At 74.5% G+C, this 17,542-nt stretch carries 20 protein-coding genes, 1 tRNA gene and 1 other RNA gene; 9 read left to right on the forward strand and 13 right to left on the reverse strand.

Features of this window, described 5'->3' with window-relative positions:
* Positions 1-52: 52 nt before the first annotated feature.
* On the reverse strand, positions 53-274 hold the full coding sequence (locus G9H72_RS22835) for a hypothetical protein (RefSeq protein WP_166169239.1): 222 nt from the start codon (positions 272-274) through the stop codon (positions 53-55).
* Between the two features lie 132 nt (positions 275-406).
* Here G9H72_RS22835 and G9H72_RS06825 point away from each other — a divergent pair, with 132 nt between their 5' ends.
* Complete coding sequence (locus G9H72_RS06825) at positions 407-613, forward strand: hypothetical protein (RefSeq protein ID WP_166169062.1); 207 nt, start codon at positions 407-409, stop codon at positions 611-613.
* Between the two features lie 13 nt (positions 614-626).
* Positions 627-1,460: a DNA/RNA non-specific endonuclease gene (locus G9H72_RS06830; protein ID WP_166169240.1), complete on the forward strand. Its 834-nt coding sequence runs from the start codon at positions 627-629 to the stop codon at positions 1,458-1,460.
* Here the strand turns inward: G9H72_RS06830 and G9H72_RS06835 are convergent.
* Together G9H72_RS06835 and rnpB are read right to left on the reverse strand one after the other, a co-directional pair.
* Positions 1,453-1,719 carry a hypothetical protein gene (locus G9H72_RS06835; protein WP_166169241.1) on the reverse strand — a complete coding sequence of 89 codons (267 nt, stop codon included), beginning with the start codon at positions 1,717-1,719 and terminating at the stop codon, positions 1,453-1,455. The genes G9H72_RS06830 and G9H72_RS06835 overlap by 8 nt on opposite strands.
* Positions 1,720-2,435: 716 nt before the next feature.
* Positions 2,436-2,818: RNase P RNA component class A (rnpB, locus tag G9H72_RS06840), an RNA gene on the reverse strand.
* Between the two features lie 37 nt (positions 2,819-2,855).
* Between rnpB and G9H72_RS06845 the strand changes: the two genes are divergently transcribed.
* Together G9H72_RS06845 and G9H72_RS06850 are read left to right on the forward strand one after the other, a co-directional pair.
* Positions 2,856-3,986, forward strand: a complete 1,131-nt coding sequence (locus tag G9H72_RS06845) for an SLC13 family permease (RefSeq protein ID WP_166169242.1) — start codon at positions 2,856-2,858, stop codon at positions 3,984-3,986.
* Between the two features lie 158 nt (positions 3,987-4,144).
* Complete coding sequence (locus G9H72_RS06850; protein ID WP_166169243.1) at positions 4,145-4,576, forward strand: hypothetical protein; 432 nt, start codon at positions 4,145-4,147, stop codon at positions 4,574-4,576.
* Between the two features lie 12 nt (positions 4,577-4,588).
* On the opposite strand, the gene G9H72_RS06855 is transcribed toward G9H72_RS06850, so the two are convergent.
* The 7 genes from G9H72_RS06855 to G9H72_RS06880 all read right to left on the reverse strand — a co-directional run bounded on the left by G9H72_RS06855 (position 4,589) and on the right by G9H72_RS06880 (position 8,914).
* A complete protein-coding gene (locus G9H72_RS06855; protein ID WP_196790972.1) occupies positions 4,589-5,797 on the reverse strand; it encodes a bifunctional RNase H/acid phosphatase in 1,209 nt (402 codons plus the stop codon).
* Entirely contained in the window at positions 5,794-6,537 is a 744-nt protein-coding gene (locus G9H72_RS20930; protein ID WP_196790914.1) for a zinc ribbon domain-containing protein, read from the reverse strand. The genes G9H72_RS06855 and G9H72_RS20930 overlap by 4 nt, the downstream gene beginning before the upstream one ends.
* Positions 6,538-6,547: 10 nt before the next feature.
* Positions 6,548-7,699: a Nif3-like dinuclear metal center hexameric protein gene (locus G9H72_RS06860; protein ID WP_166169249.1), complete on the reverse strand. Its 1,152-nt coding sequence runs from the start codon at positions 7,697-7,699 to the stop codon at positions 6,548-6,550.
* A complete protein-coding gene (locus G9H72_RS06865) occupies positions 7,700-7,864 on the reverse strand; it encodes a hypothetical protein (RefSeq protein ID WP_166169252.1) in 165 nt (54 codons plus the stop codon).
* Between the two features lie 38 nt (positions 7,865-7,902).
* Positions 7,903-7,974, reverse strand: a tRNA-Val gene (locus G9H72_RS06870).
* 8 nt (positions 7,975-7,982) lie between these two features.
* Positions 7,983-8,486, reverse strand: a complete 504-nt coding sequence (locus G9H72_RS06875; RefSeq protein ID WP_331272058.1) for a peroxiredoxin — start codon at positions 8,484-8,486, stop codon at positions 7,983-7,985.
* A complete protein-coding gene (locus tag G9H72_RS06880; RefSeq protein ID WP_166169257.1) occupies positions 8,483-8,914 on the reverse strand; it encodes a DUF3052 domain-containing protein in 432 nt (143 codons plus the stop codon). The genes G9H72_RS06875 and G9H72_RS06880 overlap by 4 nt, the downstream gene beginning before the upstream one ends.
* A gap of 138 nt (positions 8,915-9,052) precedes the next feature.
* On the opposite strand from G9H72_RS06880, the gene G9H72_RS06885 reads away from it, so the two are divergent.
* On the forward strand, positions 9,053-9,313 hold the full coding sequence (locus G9H72_RS06885) for a hypothetical protein (protein WP_231126578.1): 261 nt from the start codon (positions 9,053-9,055) through the stop codon (positions 9,311-9,313).
* Positions 9,314-9,348: 35 nt separating this feature from the next.
* On the opposite strand, the gene G9H72_RS06890 is transcribed toward G9H72_RS06885, so the two are convergent.
* The gene (locus G9H72_RS06890) at positions 9,349-9,762 is read right to left on the reverse strand and encodes a YjbQ family protein (protein WP_166169261.1); all 414 of its coding nucleotides are present in this window, start codon (positions 9,760-9,762) and stop codon (positions 9,349-9,351) included.
* Positions 9,763-9,845: 83 nt separating this feature from the next.
* Between G9H72_RS06890 and aceE the strand changes: the two genes are divergently transcribed.
* From aceE to G9H72_RS06905, 3 genes are all read left to right on the forward strand, one after another.
* Positions 9,846-12,641, forward strand: coding sequence for a pyruvate dehydrogenase (acetyl-transferring), homodimeric type (gene aceE, locus G9H72_RS06895; protein ID WP_166169263.1), 2,796 nt, complete (start codon positions 9,846-9,848; stop codon positions 12,639-12,641).
* Positions 12,642-12,849: 208 nt separating this feature from the next.
* A complete protein-coding gene (locus tag G9H72_RS06900; protein ID WP_166169265.1) occupies positions 12,850-13,809 on the forward strand; it encodes a TIGR03557 family F420-dependent LLM class oxidoreductase in 960 nt (319 codons plus the stop codon).
* A 34-nt stretch (positions 13,810-13,843) separates the two neighbouring features.
* Entirely contained in the window at positions 13,844-14,257 is a 414-nt protein-coding gene (locus G9H72_RS06905; RefSeq protein ID WP_166169267.1) for a response regulator transcription factor, read from the forward strand.
* Positions 14,258-14,275: 18 nt separating this feature from the next.
* On the opposite strand, the gene G9H72_RS06910 is transcribed toward G9H72_RS06905, so the two are convergent.
* Positions 14,276-15,721: an EAL domain-containing protein gene (locus G9H72_RS06910; RefSeq protein WP_166169269.1), complete on the reverse strand. Its 1,446-nt coding sequence runs from the start codon at positions 15,719-15,721 to the stop codon at positions 14,276-14,278.
* A 247-nt stretch (positions 15,722-15,968) separates the two neighbouring features.
* Between G9H72_RS06910 and G9H72_RS06915 the strand changes: the two genes are divergently transcribed.
* Positions 15,969-16,694, forward strand: a complete 726-nt coding sequence (locus G9H72_RS06915; RefSeq protein WP_196790886.1) for a DUF72 domain-containing protein — start codon at positions 15,969-15,971, stop codon at positions 16,692-16,694.
* 6 nt (positions 16,695-16,700) lie between these two features.
* Here the strand turns inward: G9H72_RS06915 and G9H72_RS06920 are convergent, their stop codons facing one another.
* The gene (locus G9H72_RS06920; RefSeq protein WP_166169273.1) at positions 16,701-17,468 is read right to left on the reverse strand and encodes a hypothetical protein; all 768 of its coding nucleotides are present in this window, start codon (positions 17,466-17,468) and stop codon (positions 16,701-16,703) included.
* Between the last annotated feature and the right edge of the window lie 74 nt (positions 17,469-17,542).

Raw genomic sequence — 17,542 nt, forward strand, 5'->3', positions numbered from 1 at the left:
CGCCCCTCCCCCGGCGGCGCAGGAGCGAACCACGCTCGCGGCGCCTGCGCGATCACGCACCGGCCGGCGGCCGGCGCACGTCCTCGGCCCACCTCGCCTGCTGGTACTGGCTGCCGGGGCCCGCGTAGTAGCGCACGACGGCGCGCCAGCGATCGCCGACCCGGTACGCGTGCAGCAGCGTTCCGGGAAGCCACTCACCGTCGTGCAGCACCTCGACGCGGCGTTGGCGGCCACGGGCGGCCGGCTCGGGGGACGGGTCGGGCGGTGCGTGCACGGGTCGGCCTCCACTCTCGAAGCTCGACCCGAGCAGATCCTGCCCCAGCCGCCGGCGGGCTGAACGTCCCGGGTCCGGCGCACCCGCGGCGCGTCGAGGCCATTGGGCCGTGCGGCGCTAGACTCGGAGCCCGTGACCCGACTCGGCGGCCTGCGCCCCAGCAACGGACAGCCCGCCTTCGGCGAGGTGAGCGTGCGGCGGGCGGGCGCACCGAAGGCGGAGTGGAGCCCCGAGCAGGCGATCGCGTTGCTGCAGCAGGGCTACAGCGTCCCCCACGTCGCCACCCGCACCGGGTACGACGAGCGGTGGCTCGCCGCGCAGCAGCGCTCGGACGACTGAGGCACCGCCGCTCATGACGAGCCCGGAGCTCGGCTACGACCCGGCGTTCCTCGGCGTCGACGCGCCCTTCCCCCACGTCCGGGGGGTCGAGACGGCCCTGCTGGACTACACGCACTTCTCGATCGCCATGCACCCGGACCGCCGCTTGGCCGCGGTGACCGGCGTCGTCATCGACGGGGCACAGATCGTCGAGGTCGAGCGCTCGCGCGACCGCTGGTCCTTCGACCCCCGGCTGCCCGCGTCCGCCCAGACCGGCGAGGACGTCTATGCCGACAACGACCTCGACCGCGGTCATCTCGTACGCCGCCGCGACCCGGCCTGGGGGGCTCCGCAGGTGGCCGAGCGCGCCAATGCCGACACCTTCTTCTTCACCAACTGCGCGCCGCAGGCCTCCGCGTTCAACCAGGGCCTGCAACTGTGGAACGGGCTGGAGAACTACCTGCTCGACAACGCGGTGACGGGCGGGCGCCGGCTCGCCGTCTTCACCGGCCCGGTCTTCGCCGACGACGACCCGCCCTACCGGGGGGCCCTCATCCCGCGGCGCTTCTACAAGGTCGCCGCGTTCATGGACGCGGGCGAGCTCGCGGCGACCGCGTACGTCCTCGACCAGACCCCGCAGCTGCCCGACCTGGAGCTGTCCCGGGTGACGTCGGCCCGGGCCGCCACCGGCGACGCGCCGCCGCTGGGGCCGTTCCGGACGTTCCAGGCCCCCGTGGCCGACGTGGCCCAGCTGACCGGCCTCGACCTCGGGGTGTACGCCGACGTCGACCGCTACGCCCCGGCGGCGGGGGTGCGGGAGCAGCGGTGGCGGCTGCTCACCGGCTACGGGGACGTCGTCCTCAGCTGAAGGCCCCGCCGCCGCCCGGCCGGCGCAGGCTCTCGAGCTGCTTGATGCCGATCGCCTGCTCGATGTAGTCCATCTCCTGCCAGAGCCGCTCCCGATTGGCAGCGCTGCGGGAGACCGCATGGCAGAGCATCACCGCCTGGCGGGCCTTCTTCTCCTGCAGCTCGGCCTCGCTGAGCTCGAGCAGCCGGGCCATCGCGGCGCGGAACTGGAGCAGCGTGTAGGGCAACGTGTCGGGCGGGCAGTCCGGGAAGTAGGTCACGGGCGTACCGAAGCAGAGGGCACCGACAAGGGTGCCCGGGCGCACCGCCGCCGGTGCGTCGACGTCCGGGCGCGCCGGGACTGGCGTGGCCTCACCGTGTCGGGCGCGGCGGAAGGGCCGGGATGGCTACGGGTGAGGGCGCGGCGTCGATGCTCCCCGGCTACACGGCCCGTCACGACCTCGTGGTGAGCCGTTCCGGGGCGATGTCCTTCGCCGACCTACGAGCGGTCTTCACGACATCGGCGGGGCGCCGCGACCCGGCGGGCGGCTCGCCATGCTCGAGAGGCAGGCGGCGGCGGGCGACGAGTGGGACGTCGCCGTGCGGCGTGCCCGGGCACCGGCCGTCCCGCCACCGGCGGGCGCCTACCCGTTCTCGATCGCGGACCCGTCGCTCGTGCAGGGTGTGCTGGCCCGTGCTGGGTTCACCGAAGTGGGTTTCGGCGGAGTGACGCCCTGGTCCGGCCCCCACGTCGAGGCGGCCCTCGCCTGGGTACGCGGCTTCAGCAGCACGAGCGCGACGTTGCCGGACTCGGCCGGGCTGCGGCAGCCGAGGCGCTGGCCCGGCTGCGTGCCGAACTGGCGCCCACCCCCGCGAGGACGGCGCCCGGCCCGGCTCCCGCGCCTGGCTCGTCACCGCCCGCCGCGCCTAGCCGCGCGCGATCCCGTCCGGCACGGCATCCACCACCGTGGTTGTGCCACGGGCAGGCCGGGAGGAGGGGACGAGCCGGCCTGTAAGCCGGATTCTGTCCCGCCACCGGAGCGGCGGGGGCGGCCATCCATCTAGGGCCGCCGTTGCCGACGGCCTCGTGCGGCCTACCCGGAAGCTCGGGCGGGCCGCCCTTCCCAGCTGACGCTGTGCGCTTCCTGTCTGGCCTTGCTCCGGGCGGGGTTTGCCGAGCCGCCCGGGTCACCCCGGGCGCTGGTGGTCTCTTACACCACCGTTTCACCCTTACCGGTGCCAGAGGCACCGGCGGTCTGCTTTCTGTGGCACTTTCCCGCGGGTCGCCCCGGGTGGGTGTTGCCCACCGCCCTGCCCTGTGGAGTCCGGACTTTCCTCGGCGGCGCCCGAGGGCGCCGACGCGACCGCCCGGCCGGCTCGTCCGTCGCCAGGGTACCGCCACGTACAGTCGCTCCCCGTGCCCGCAGTCGTGGCCCTGGCCGGGGCGCTCGCCGTCCTGACCGGCTGGCTCTCGCCGGCGGGCGCCGTGGAGGTGCTGGAGCGCAGCGCGCCGGTCCTCGGGTTCCTCGTGGCGGTCACGGTGCTCGCCGAGCTGGCCGACGACGCCGGCCTGTTCGAGGCCGGCGCGAGCGTCACCGCCCGGCTGGGGCGCGGCAGCGTGCGCCGGCTCTTCCTGCTCGTGTGCCTGCTCTGCACCGTCACCACGGTCGTGCTGAGCCTGGACACGACCGCCGTGCTGCTCACCCCGGTCGTGCTGGCGATGTGCCGGAGGCTCGGCCTGCCCGCGCTCCCGTTCGCCTTCGCCACCATCTGGCTGGCGAACGCCGCGAGCCTGCTGCTGCCCGTCTCCAACCTCACCAACCTGCTCGCCGCCGAGGGCCGGGGGCTGGGCGCGCTGGAGTACGCCCGCCACGCCGCGCTCCCCCAGCTCGCCGTCCTCGCCGTGACCCTGGCCGTCCTGCTGCTCCGCCACCGGCGGGCGCTGCGGGGCGCGTACGGGATCCCCGAGAGCCCGCAGGCTGCGGACCCGGCACTGCTGCGCACGGCCGGCCTGGTGACCGCAGTGGTCGCCGCCCTGCTGGTCGCGGGCCTGCCCCCGTGGGCGGTCGCTACCGGCGGCGCGCTCGTGCTGGTGTCCGTCTACGCGGCGAAGCGCAGGGACCGGCTGCGCCTGGCCCTCCTGCCCTGGCGCCTGGTCGTGATGACGGTCGGGCTCTTCCTCGTCGTGCAGGGGCTGCAGGAGCACGGGCTCACCCGGCTCCTGCACGACGCGGCCGGCGACGGTGAGGGCAGCGGGGCGCTGCTCCGGCTCACCGGGGTGGCGGCGGGAGCCGCGAACGCGGTGAACAACCTGCCGGCGTACCTCGCCGTCGAGCCGGTCGCGGGCAGCGCCGAGCGCCTGCTGGCCGCGCTGGTCGGGGTCAACGCGGGGCCGCTCGTCCTGCTCTGGGGCTCGCTGGCCACGCTGCTCTGGCGCGACCGCTGTGCCGCGCGCGGCCTCCACGTCGGCGCCTGGGCCTTCGCCCGCGAGGGGCTGCTGCTGGTCCCACCGGCCCTGGTCGCCGGGGCCCTCGCCATCGGCATCTAGCACTCTAGAACTGGTTAGCCCAATCGGGTGATGGCGCAGAGCGATCACCCGAAAGGCTCTGCGCTACGCCGTTTGTGGCCGACATGATGGGGGCGTCAACAACGCAGGGTCGCAAGGAAGTCGCGGTCCGTAACTTTCTCGCCTCGCAGGAGCCTCTCATGTCGCGCACCGTCACCCGCCGTCACGTCGCCTCGCTCGCCCTGGCCGCTGTCGGTGCCGGCGCCGCCCTGGTCGCCACGGCCGGCGCCGCCGACGCCAAGCGCCTGCCCGTCGCCACCATGACGCCGGACGTCGTCACCACCGAGACCGCTCCCACGGCCCCCACCGTGATTGGCAGCACCGTGAGCTCCTCCGGCGTGACGATCCGCTTCGTCGACAACGCCGACAACGAGACCGGCTTCCGCCTCCAGAAGTCGACGAACTACGGCGCCACCTGGGCCGACGTGGAGGGCAGCGAGATCGCCGCGCTCGAGGGCACCGGCGGGTACGGCTTCGCGCGGGCCGCTCGCACGGGCTTCGGCACGCAGCTGCGCGTCGTGGCCTTCAACGACACCGGCGTGGGCGCCGGCGCCCCCGTCACCTGCTGCTGAGCATGACCGGGGCTACAGCCCCGGCTCGCCCAACAGCCCGCTCAGATGGGATGTGCTGTTGAAGGCACGCAGGGACGCCCCGCCGTCCGGCCACCACTGGACCAGGTGCAGCGACGCCGGCGTCATCTCCATTCGGAACAGCGAGTGCGCCGGCGCGTCCAGCGCCAGCCGCACCAGCTGCTTGAGCGGCGTCACGTGGCTGACCACCACGACGGTGCGCCCCGCGTAGCGCGCGATCACCTTGTCGCGGGCCCGCTTCACCCGGGCCCCGACCTCGTCCAGGCTCTCCCCACCCGGCGGCGCGGCGGCCGGTGAGTCGAGCCAGGCCTGCAGCTGCGCGGGCCACTGCTCCCGCACCGCCGCCAGGTCGAGCCCGTCCCACTCCCCGAACGACGCCTCGGCGAAGCCCTCCTCGACCTTGACCGGGACGCCGACGAGCGCCGCAGCCGCCTCCGCCGTCTCGCGCGCCCGCCGCAGCGGGGAGGACACCACGGCGACCGGCCGGTCCGGGCCGCAGAAGCCGGGCAGTGCTCGGGCGGCGGCCTCCGCCTGCGCGCGGCCCCGCTCGGTCAGCCCGGGGTCCGCTCCGCCGCGGCCGCAGAAGAGCTTGCGGAGCGTGTTGGCGGACTCGCCGTGGCGGACGAGCACGAACGTCGTCGGCGTGCCCACGTCGTCCCAGCCGGTCAGCTTGTTCGCCGGGACGGCCGGCTCGGGCTCGGCCTCGTCGATGGCGACCGGCAGCGCGCCGCCGCCGCGCACGCCGACCGTGGGCGTCCACTGCTCCCCGCGCGCCTGGGCGTCCATCGCCTCGTTGCCGAGCCGGTCGGCGTGCGAGTTCTGCGCCCGCGGGATCCAGGTGTAGCGGACCCGCGACTGGTCGAAGGCCTGGCGGGCGGCGAGGGCGAGCGGCTGCAGCGGGGGGTGCTTGATCTTCCAGCGCCCGCTCATCTGCTCCACGACGAGCTTGGAGTCCATCCGGACCTCGACGCTCGCGCTCGGGTCGATCTCGGCCGCGGCCCGCAGGCCCTCCACGAGGCCGGTGTACTCGGCCACGTTGTTGGTCGTGTGCCCGAGCCCGCCGGCCCGCTCGGCCAGCACCTCGCCGGTCGCGGCGTCCTTGACCAGCGAGCCGTAGCCCGCCGGCCCCGGGTTGCCCCGCGACCCTCCGTCCGCCTCGACGACGAGCCGACGCTGCCCGGCCTGGGACGACGCGTCGGTCACAGCCCGGACTCGGCAGTGCGGACCAGGATGCGGCGGCACTCCTCGCAGCGCAGCACCTCGTCGGCCGGGGCGTCGCGGAAGCGCCCGAGGTCGACCGTGTTGAGCTCGAGCCGGCATCCCATGCAGCGGCGCTGCTTCAGCTCGGCCGCCCCGACGCCGTCGGAGGAGGCGCGCAGCTTCTCGTACAGCGCCAGCAGCTCGCCCCCGACGTCGCGCACGACCGCCTCGCGAGCCTGCTGGGTGAGGTACGCCTCGCTGTCGATCTCCTCGACGGCCGCGTCCCGCCGGCCCACGGCCGCCGCGCGCTTGCCCTCGACGCCGGAGGCGTCGGCCCGCAGCCGCGCCACCTCGCTCTGGACCTCCTCGACCCGCTCCATGACCGAGAGCTCGACGTCCTCGAGCTCGGCCTGCCGCCTGGCCAGCGAGGCCAGCTCGGACTGCAGGTCCACGAGCTCCTTCGGGGAGGAGACGCGGCCGGAGTCGAGGCGCGCCTGGTCGCGGCGGGCGCGGGCGCGCACCTGCTCGACGTCGGCCTCCGCCTTCGCCTGCTCGCGCTCGAGGTCGCTCGCCTGCGTCTCGGCCGCGACCGTGAGGTCGCGCAACCGGCGCAGGTCCTTGTCGAGCTGCTCGATCTCGGCGTGCTCGGGAAGGGTGCGGCGACGGTGGGCGAGCTGGTCCAGGCGGGCGTCGAGGCCCTGCAGGTCGAGCAGGCGCTGCTGCTCGGCGGGGTCGGCCTTCAGGGCGAGCTCCTCAGGAGTGCGGGGACGGGACGTGCAGGGCCCACGGGTCGGTCACGGCCCGCGAGACGGCTGTCTCCACCGTAGTGCCGTTCGCCGCGAGCGCGGCACGCAACCGTGCCGCGGCGTCGGCCAGCCACGGCCACTCGCTCGCCCAGTGCCCCGCGTCGACGAGCGCGAGCCGGCCCTCGGCACGCTCGTCGGAGACGGGGTGGTGGCGCAGGTCGGCGGTCACGTAGGCGTCGGCGCCCGAGCGCCGGGCCGCGGCGAGCAGAGAGTCCCCGGAGCCGCCGCACACCGCGACCGTCCGGACCGGGGCGTCGGGGTCGCCGGCCGCGCGGATCCCGACCGGGGCGGCGGGCAGCGCGCCCGCGACGCGCCGGACGAACTGCGCCAGCGGCTCGGCCTCCGGCAGCGTGCCGACCCGACCGATGCCGCGCGGGCCCGGCGGCAGCGCCAGCTCGAGCACGTCGAACGCGGGCTCCTCGTAGGGATGGGCCGCCCGCAGCGCGCGCACGACCTCGGCCCGCCGCCCGCGCGGCAGCACCATCTCCAGCCGGGTCTCCGCGACGTGCTCGGCGGTGCCGACCTGCCCGATGGCCGGCTGCGCCCCGGGGCCCGGCAGGAACGTGCCGGTCCCGTGGCCGAGGAACGCGCACCGGGTGTAGTCGCCGATCGCCCCCGCGCCGGCGGCCGCGAGCGCGTCCACGACCCGCTCGGCGTCGGGTGTCGGCACGAACGTCACGATCTTGTCCAGCGGGTCGGCCGGCCGGGGGTCGAGCGGGCGCAGGCCGGTGAGCCCGATGGCCGTCGCGAGCGCGTCGGAGACGCCGGGGTCGGCCACGTCGGCGTTGGTGTGGGCGACGTGGAGCCCGACGCCGTTGCGGACGAGCCCGTGCACGACGCGGCCCTTCGGCGTCGTTGCCGCCACGCTGGAGGTTCCGCGCAGGTAGAGCGGGTGGTGGGTGACGAGCAGGTCGTAGCCGCCCCGCGCCGCCTCCGCTGCGGTCGCCTCCACGGGGTCGACGGCGAACAGGACCCGGCGCACGGGGGCGTCGGGGTCGCCGCACACCAGCCCCACCGCGTCCCAGGGCTCGGCCCAGCTCGGGTCGTAGAGCTCCTCGAGGGCGGCGGTGACCTGGGCGAGCGTCGGCGTGGTGGCCACTCAGGCCCCCTCGTCGCGCACCAGGGCGTCGTCCTCGCCCGGCCCCGGGCTGCCGCCCGCGTTGGCGTCCCCGTGGGTCACCTCGAGGGCGCAGACGGGACAGGCCGCGACAGGACGCTCGCTGGGCCAGCTGGCTCCACAGCGCAGGCAGATGAGGCGCTCCACGCGCTCACCTTCTCGCAGCCGACACCGCGGGCGGCAAGTGGGCCCGGACGGGTTCGAACCGCCGACTCCCTCGGTGTAAGCGAGGTGCTCTACCGCTGAGCTACGAGCCCGACGGCCCTCAGGGTACGGGCTCGGCGAGCGCGGCGACGGCCGCTCGGTAGTCCGCCGGGTCCCGCGCGTCGCCCGGGCCGTTGACGACCGACCAGCGGACCACGCCCTCGCCGTCGAGGAGGAAGCTGCCGCGGGTGGCGAAGCCGCGGGGCGCGAAGAACACCCCGTAGGAGCGCGAGACCTCGCCGTGCGGCCAGAAGTCCGACAGCAGCGGGAACGAGATCCCCTCCCGCTGGGCGAACACGCGCAGCGCCGGCGCCGGGTCGCAGGAGATGCCGAGGATCTGCACCCCGTCCAGCCCGGGGGCCTGCTCGTCGGTCGAGGCCAGCTCGTCCCGGACCGAGCACAGCTCGCCCGTGCAGGTGGGGGTGAAGGCGTGCGGGAAGAACACCAGGAGCACGGGGGTGCCGCGCAGCGCCGACAGTCGCACGGGCGTGCCGTGCTGGTCCTCGAGCTCGAAGTCGGGGGCGAGCGAGCCCACGGCCGGCACGCCCCCGGGACCTGCGCTCACTTGCGCGAGGCCTTCGGCGCGACCAGCCGGGTCCCCTGCCATTCGCGGCTGGCGCTGACGCTGCTCGTCGACGAGAGCCCCGCCGTCGGGGCGGCATCGCCGATCTCGCTCGGCTCGACGTAGCCGGGCCGCCCGGTCTTGGGCGTGAGCAGCCAGACGACACCGCCGTCACCGAGGTCGGTGAGGGCGTCGACCAGCGCGTCGACGAGGTCGCCGTCGCCGTCCCGCCACCAGAGCAGCACCACGTCGACGACGTCGTCCGGCTCCCCCGACACGAGCTCGTTGCCCGAGAGGGCCACGATGCTCTCGCGGAGCTCCTCGTCGCAGTCGTCGTCGTAGCCCAGCTCCTGGACCATCTGCCCAGGCTTGATGCCGAGCCGCGCACCAACTGCGCGCTGGCCTTCCGCGGGCCCCGCGGTCGCGCTCACCCTGCTCCTCCCCGACGCGTCCCTAACCCCGTCGCTGCCGTGCGTGCATGCGCCGTTGCCGTAGTCAACGCCGTCGAGCGGAGCGCGCGCAAGCTCAACGGGCGGTTACGTGCTCGGCGAGTCGGGCATCGGGCACCCATGCAGGCGGATGCACAGCGCGGGAGCGGGCGGGTCGTGCGCTGGGACGCGCACTCCAGGACAGGGGCCGTCGTGATCGACTCACTGCCGGCCGAGGTGGAGTTCGACGCCGACGCGCTCGACGCGCCCGGGCGCAACGCGGTCGAGCCGGGCGAGCTGGTCGAGGTCGTGTACGCCCTCGTCGGGCCGCGCGCGCAGAACGACGAGCGCGCCGTCGCCGGCGCCGCCTACCGCGCCAGCAAGGTCACCCCCACCGACTGAGCCGGGCCGAGGCCTGCCCCCGCCGCGCGGGACGGTCACCCGGCCAGGAAGCTCAGCCGGACCTCGCGGCGCGGGTTGTCGACGTTCGTGTCCACCAGCACCACCGACTGCCAGGTGCCGAGCGTCATGGACCCGCCGACCACCGGGACGGTCGCGTGCGGCGGGACGATCGCCGGGAGCACGTGGTCGCGGCCGTGGCCGGGCGTGCCGTGCCGGTGCCGCCACCGGTCGTCGGCGGGCAGCAGGTCGCGCAGCGCGGCGAGCAGGTCGTCGTCGCTGCCGGCCCCGGTCTCGATCACCGCGATCCCCGCGGTGGCGTGCGGGACCCACAGCGAGAGCAGGCCGTCGCCGCCTCCGCTGGCCTCGCGGACGAACACGGCACACCGGTCGGTGATGTCGTACGCGGCCTCCCGGCCACCGGTCCGTACCTCGATCACCTGCGTCTTCATGAGCGCCTCCTTCCCCGGCTGCCGCCCAACGGGAACGTGTTCGGCCGGGTGCTGCGGGCCGCAGCGGCCCCGGCGTGCAGGGCATGACCGCCCCCCTGGTGACGAGCACCCCTCCGGGGAGGGACACTGGGGGGGTGGCGAACGATCAGAGTCCGGTGGGCGTACCCGTCCCCCCGGTGCAGACCGCCCCGGCGTCGTACCAGGACGCCGACTCGGCGGAGACCCAGGAGTGGCTCGAGTCCCTCGACGCGCTCGTCAAGAACGCAGGCCCCCGCCGGGCGCGCTACATCGTGCAGCAGCTGCTGCAGCACGCCGGCGATGCGGGTGTGCCGGTGCCCGGCGTGGTCCGCACGGACTACGTCAACACCATCGGCCCCGCCCAGGAGCCGGAGTTCCCCGGTGACGAGGCGCTCGAGGAGCGCATCGCCAACATCGACCGGTGGAACGCCGCCGTGCTGGTGTCGCGGGCGAACCGTCCGGGCGTGGGCGTCGGCGGGCACATCGCGTCGTTCGCCTCGTCGGCGACGCTCTACGAGACCGGCTGGAACCACTTCTTCCGCGGCCCGGACGCGCCGGGCGGCGGCGACCAGATCTTCTGGCAGGGCCACGCCTCCCCCGGCATGTACGCCCGCGCCTTCCTCGAGGGCCGGCTGTCCGAGGACGACCTCGACAGCTTCCGCCAGGAGCTGACCGGGCCGGGGACGGGCCTGCCGTCGTACCCGCACCCGCGGCTGATGCCGGGCTTCTGGCAGTTCCCGACGGTGTCGATGGGCCTCGGCCCGATCGACTCGATCTACCAGGCGCGGTTCAACCGCTACCTGCAGAACCGCGGGATCAAGGACACCTCGAGCCAGCGCGTCTGGGCCTTCCTCGGCGACGGCGAGATGGACGAGGTCGAGTCGCTCGGCGCCCTCGGCGTCGCGGCCCGCGAGGGGCTGGACAACCTCACCTGGGTCGTCAACTGCAACCTGCAGCGCCTCGACGGCCCGGTCCGCGGCAACGGCAAGATCATCCAGGAGCTCGAGGGCTACTTCCGCGGCGCCGGCTGGAACGTCGTCAAGGTCGTCTGGGGCCGCGAGTGGGACGAGCTGTTCGCCCGCGACACCGACGGCGTCCTCGCCGAGGCCATGGCCAACGTCGCCGACGGGCAGTGGCAGACCTACAGCGTCGAGTCCGGGGCGTACTTCCGCGAGCACTTCTTCGGCAGCGACCCCAAGCTCGCCGAGCTCGTCGAGGGCATGAGCGACGAGCAGCTCAAGGGGCTGCGCCGCGGCGGCCACGACCCGCGCAAGGTCTACGCGGCCTACAAGGCGGCGACCGAGCACAAGGGCGCGCCGTCGGTCGTCATCGTGCAGACGGTCAAGGGCTGGGGCCTGAAGAGCTTCGAGGCCCGCAACGCGACGCACCAGATGAAGAAGCTCACCAAGGTCGACGTCAAGGAGTTCCGCGACCGGCTCGGGCTGCCGATCCCGGACGAGGCGCTCGCCGACCTGCCGCCGTACTACCACCCGGGCGAGGACTCCCCCGAGGTCCGCTACCTGCGCGAGAAGCGCAACGCGCTCGGCGGCTCGGTCCCGGAGCGGCGCGACCCGAACAAGGCGCTCGACCTGCCCGACGACAAGGTCTACGCCGAGCTCAAGGCCGGCTCGGGCAAGCAGCCGGTCGCCACGACGATGGCGACGGTCCGGCTCATCAAGGACCTGGTCAAGATCAAGGGCTTCGGCGAGCGGGTCGTGCCGATCATCCCGGACGAGGCGCGCACCTTCGGCCTCGACGCCCTCTTCCCGACGGCGAAGATCTACTCCCCGCACGGCCAGCGCTATGAGGCCGTCGACCGGGCGCTGCTGCTCTCCTACAAGGAGTCCGAGCAGGGCCAGCTGCTCAACGAGGGCATCACCGAGGCCGGCTCGATGGGCTCGATGATCGCGGCGGGAACGGCGTACTCCACGCACGGCGAGCCGATGATCCCGATGTACATCTTCTACTCGATGTTCGGGTTCCAGCGGACCGGCGACCAGATCTGGAAGTTCGGCGACCAGCTCGGCCGCGGGTTCCTGCTCGGCGCGACCGCGGGGCGCACCACGCTCAACGGAGAGGGCCTGCAGCACGAGGACGGCCACTCCCCGCTGCTCGCGTCGACCAACCCGGCCTGTGTCTACTACGACCCGGCGTGGGCGTTCGAGGTCGGGCACATCGTCAAGGACGGCCTGCGCCGGATGTACGGCCAGGACGCGGAGAACGTCTTCTACTACCTGACGATCTACAACGAGCCCTACCTGCAGCCGGCCGAGCCCGAGGGCCTGGACGTCGACGGCCTGCTCAAGGGGCTCTACCGCTACGCCCCGGCGCCGCAGGTGCACGACGGCGCACCCGGCGCGCAGATCCTGGCCAGTGGCGTCGCCATGCAGTGGGCGCTCGAGGCGCAGCAGCTGCTCGCCCAGGACTGGGGCGTGGCGGCCGACGTGTGGTCGGCGACGTCGTGGAACGAGCTGCGCCGCGAGGCGCTGTCGTGCGACGCGCACAACCTGCTCAACCCCGACGGGGAGCAGCAGGTCCCGTACATCACGCGGACCCTGGCCGGCACCCCCGGCCCGGTCATCGCGGTGTCGGACTACATGCGCACGGTCCAGGACCAGGTCCGCCCGTGGGTCCAGCACGACTTCGTCTCGCTGGGCACGGACGGCTTCGGCCTCTCCGACACCCGCGGCGCGCTGCGCCGGCACTTCAAGGTCGACGCGGCCTCGATCGTGGTGGCGACCCTGATGCAGCTCGCGCGCCAGGGCGGGGTCAAGCCCGAGGCTCCGCGCGAGGCCGTCGAGAAGTACCAGCTCGGGGACATCCGGGCTGCGGGGGCGGGCAACACGCTCGGGGAGTCCTGACCCGGGCGGTGCTCTGAACCAGGGGGCTCGCCCCCATCGATGCTGGGGCTTGGCGCACGATCCGCCGTCGGCGGTGCGCCAAGCCCCACCGTCGTCTCCGGCCGGGACCGTGCTCAGCATCGGGCGGCCCCGAGCGGCAGGGTTTCCGCGCCACACGTTGGGCACGGGACGGGCATCGTCCACCGCCGTCACTGGAGGCACCTCGTCCATGAGCCCGCGCATCGGCTACTTCCTGTCCTGCGAGGAGTACTCGCCCAGCCAGCTGATCGAGCAGGCCAAGCTCGCCGAGCGGGCCGGCTTCGAGGCGCTCTGGATCTCGGACCACTTCCACCCCTGGAACGACGCGCAGGGCAACAGCGCGTACGTCTGGGGCATGATCGGCGCCATCTCCCAGGCCTGCTCGCTGCCCATCACGACGGCCGTGACCTGCCCGATCCTGCGCCAGCACCCGGCGATCGTCGCGCAGGCCGCGGCGACGGCGAAGGTCCTGACCAACGGGCGGTTCACCCTCGGCATCGGGACCGGGGAGGCGCTCAACGAGCACGTGCTCGGGCAGCGCTGGCCCAACACCGACGTCCGGCTCTCCATGCTCGGGGAGGCCGTCGACGTGATGCGCCAGCTGTGGACCGGGGAGTCCGTGACCCACCACGGCGACCACTACACGGTCGAGGACGCGCGCATCTACACGCTGCCCGACGAGCCGGTGAAGGTGTACGTCTCGGCCTTCGGGCCCAAGGCCCTCGAGGTCGCGGCCCGGATCGGCGACGGCCTGTGCTCGACCATGCCGGAGGCGGACGTGGTCTCCTCGTTCAAGGAGAAGGCCGGGCCCGGCAAGCCGGCGCAGGTCGGGTACAAGGTGAGCTACTCGACCGACCCCGAGAGGGCGCTCGACTACGCGCACGAGCTCTGGTTCAACGAGGGCATCCCCGGTGAGGCCGCGCAGGTGCTCTCCTCCCCCAAGCACTTCGAGCAGCTGGCCCCGCTGGTCACCCGCGACGCCGTCGCCGGGTCGACGGTCCACGAGGCGGACGTCGACAAGCACGTGGCCGAGTTCGCCAAGTACGCCGACGCCGGATACGACGAGGTCTTCATCGCGGACATGGGCCCGGAGTACGAGGGCTTCTTCCGCTTCTACGAGAAGGACGTGCTGCCGCGGATCCGCGGGTGACCCGCCGGCGAGGGGCGACGGCGCCGGAGGGCGCATGCTCTCGCTCGTGATCGCCGGGTCGGGGACGTCGCTCGCGGGCCTGCTGGACGGGGACCCGACACTGCTGGTCCTCGAGGTCACCGACGACGCCGCGCAGGCGGCTCGGCTGGCCGGGCTGCACCGGCCCGACGTCGTCCTGCTCGACCTCGGCACGGACGGCGCCGGCGGCGAGACCGTTCGCGCGGTGCTCTCGGCCACCTCCGACACCAAGGTCCTCTGCATCGCCCGGCAGGCCACGCCGGCGGTGATCGCCGAGCTGCTCGCAGCCGGGGCCACGGGGCTGCTCGACCCGGCGGACCCGCCGCCGGACCCCGGCACGGTCGTACGAGCGGTCGCCGACGGGCACGTCGTCCTCGCCTCGCCCGCCGCCGGCGCGGCGTGGCGCGAGCTGCTGCCGCCCTCGGGCTGACTCTCGCGCCGCCCGACGTCACCCCGCCGCGCGCTCGAGCAACCGCTCGACCACGGCGGCCGGCCCGGGTCGGTGGAAGAGGTAGCCCTGTGCGGCGTCGCAGCCGAGCTCCTGCAGCAGCCGCCGCTGCGCCGTCGTCTCCACGCCCTCCGCGACGACGGCCAGTCCGAGAGCCCTGGCGAGAGCGACCATGCCCGCCGTCAAGGCGGTATCGGTCCGGTCGGCGCCCAGCCCCGCGACGTACGTCCGATCGATCTTCAGCGTGTCCACCGGAAGTGCCCGCAGCCGCGGGATGTCGCTGTGCCCGGTGCCGAAGTCGTCGAGGGCGAGCCCGCAGCCGAGCCGCGTCAGGTCGCCCAGCTCCTGCAGGACCGGCTCCGTCGCCTCGAGGGCCTGCCGCTCGGTCACCTCGAGCCCGAGCTTGTGGGCAGGCAGACCGGTCGCGCGCAGCGTCTCGGCCACGCAGGCGGCCAGCTGGTGCCGTCCGAGCTGTCGCGCCGACACGTTCACCCACACCCGCGGCGTGCGCTCACCGGCCCGCCGGTACCAGCCTGCCGCCTCGGTGCACGCCGCCCGCAACACCCACGAGCCGAGCGGGACGATGAGCTCACGCTCCTCGGCCACGTCGATGAAGTGGGTGGTGGTGAGCGGCCCGTGCACCGGATGCCGCCAGCGCAGCAAAGCCTCGACGGCATGCAGCGAGCCGTCCCGGAGCGCGACGGACGGTTGGTACGCCACGCTGAGCTGCCCCGTCGCCCGCAGCGCGACACCCAGCTCGGCTGCCAGCCTGCCTCGCCCGGGCGCGGAGCTCGGCGCGCGCTCGTGGCAGCACGTGTGCGGCGGCGGCCCTGCGCACTGCTCGGCGTCCTCAGGCGCCGGCGCGTACGTGGCGAGCGGCGGCCGCTCGGCCGTCCGGTCCGCGGGCCGCCGGCCAGGAGCTGCGAGCGCCTGTCCCGGCGCCTCCCGGGCCGGAGACGGCGCAGCCGGCCGGGCCGGCGCGAGCACCTCCCCCACCTGGCGCGCGACGCCGTCGAGCAGCTGCCAGGCCGTCGGGCCGTCGGCGAACCCGCCGCGGACGTGTTCCACGCACACAGCGCCCGTGACGGCGCCGTCCTCGCCCCGGGTCGGGATGCCGATGCTCCGGCCCCTGTCGGCCGCTCCGCGACGCAGCGCGCGCTCCGCGAGCGGACCGGGGACCGCGAGCGAGCGCCCGCTCGCGACCACGAGGTCACCCAGGGCGGCCGCGGAGAGCGTCGGCGGCCCGCCCCAGGCCGCGACGAGGCCGGACGCCGACGAGCCCCGCAGCCAGATCGAGGCGCGCGGCGCCCCGAGCAGCCGCGCCGCGAGCATGGCGAGCGACTCGAGGCGGGGCGGCTCGAGAGGGGGCGGCTCGACGCGGGGCGCGACCCGTCCTGCCCCCGCCGCGCTCGTGCCGGGCACGCGGCGGATGTCGAGCTCGTGCACGGCCCCCCCCGTGTATCCGTCTCGGGTGTGAAGGCGCTCTACCCAGAAGTCTTCTAGTAGAACATCGGGATGCTCCTGCACCACGGCCACGCTCGTGCCCGCTCCCCTCCCGTTCACCCGGCCGGGGGACGTGGCGAGGACTCCGGCGGGGCGGTCTCACCGGTGGCTGAACGGGGACCTACGTCAGATAAGCTTCGACACATCGGCCGGCGTCCCACGCGTCGGGCTGTGCGGCTGGACGGTGGCGATGTCGTCCTACGCGGCCCGGTTTCCCGTGCTCGAGGTCCAGCACACGTTCTACGAGCCGCCCGACGACGCTCTGCTCCGCCGCTGGCGCGCGTCGGTGCCGGACGGCTTCGAGTTCACCGTCAAGGCATGGCAGGTCATCACCCACGAGTCCTCGAGCCCGACCTACCGCCGGCTCAAGCAGCCGCTCCCGCCCGAGCAGCGCGGCCAGGTGGGCTCGTTCCGCTCGACGCCCGCGGTGCTCGAGGGATGGGCGCGCACCGTGCACTGCGCAGGCCTGCTCGACGCGACCGCCGTCCTCCTGCAATGCCCGAAGAGCTTCCGACCCACTGCCGAGAACGTCGACCGCATGCGTTCCTTCCTCGGCGCGGTGGACCGCCCGCCGGGCGTCCGGCTGCTGTGGGAGCCGCGCGGCGACTGGCCGGCCGACCTCGTCCGCACGCTCTGCCGGGAGCTGGCGCTCGCCCATGTCGCCGACCCGATGCAGGCCGAGACGGTGACGCCCGAGCAGACCTACTACCGGCTCCACGGCACGTCGGGGATGCGGCACGTGCACAGTGACGAGGAGCTGCAGCGTCTTCGCGGCCTCGTCGCAGAGCGGTCGGCGCCGTACGTGATGTTCAACAACCTGCCACGGGCCCGCGACGCCGAGCGCTTCCTCGCGCTCCTGGCAGCTGCAGGGCAGCCCGCGGCCGCGGCTGGTCGATCAGCCCCGGCCGCGCGCTGACCTGCGCTACTCCGCGGCCGGCGCGGGAGGCTCCGCCGGCACGGCGGCGGGCGCCGACGTCGAGGGCGCAGCGCTGGGCGTGGGGGCGAGGGTCGGCGTCGCCTCCGGCGTCGCGCTCGACGAGGGGATGACGGCCGGCGACGAGCTGGCGTCGGGCGCATGGCTCGCGGAGGGGGTCGCCTCCGGGGTCGGGGCGCCGCTCGGCGAGGAACCGGGCGTCGCCTCGTCCGAGGCCTGCGGGGACGGCGAGGACGCCGGGGCGGTCGGCTCGTCGTCTGTTGAGCCAGAGCCCTCCCCGACCAGGCGGGTCACGCTGGTCCCGCCCGAGCTGCCGTCGCCGAACAGCGACGAGAGCGGCCGGCCGGCGATCGCCTCGAAGCTCGTCACCACGACCATGGCGACGAGGAAGACGGCCAGCGCGGCGCCCGCGATCGAGAGCCAGGCCCGCCGGGAGAGGCCGCGCTCCGAAGCGCCCTCGGGAGGGGTGCCCCCCGCCGGCGCGACGGGCATCGCCTGCGTCGGTGCCGTTCCCTCGTCCGGGCCCATGGCGGGCCGGCGCAGGGTCTGCGCCAGCCGCTCCTGCCCGCGCCGCAGCGAGAGCCCGTAGATCGCCGACCCGGTCGTCGCCACCACGCTCATCACGGCCGCGCCGATCACCGTTCCGGCCACTCCCAGGAAGGAGCTCGCGACCGAGGCGGAGACCGCCGCCAGCGCTCCCGCCGCCACTTGCGTGACGGTGAGCCCCAGCTTGTCCTTCTCGTCCGCGCCTGCCACAGGTTGCCGAACCCTCCTCGCTCGATGGGGTGCCGGGCGGCACCGGTCGTCAATGGGCTACCCGGCCTTCCCCG

This window comes from Motilibacter aurantiacus (assembly GCF_011250645.1).
GTDB lineage: Bacteria > Actinomycetota > Actinomycetes > Motilibacterales > Motilibacteraceae > Motilibacter_A > Motilibacter_A aurantiacus.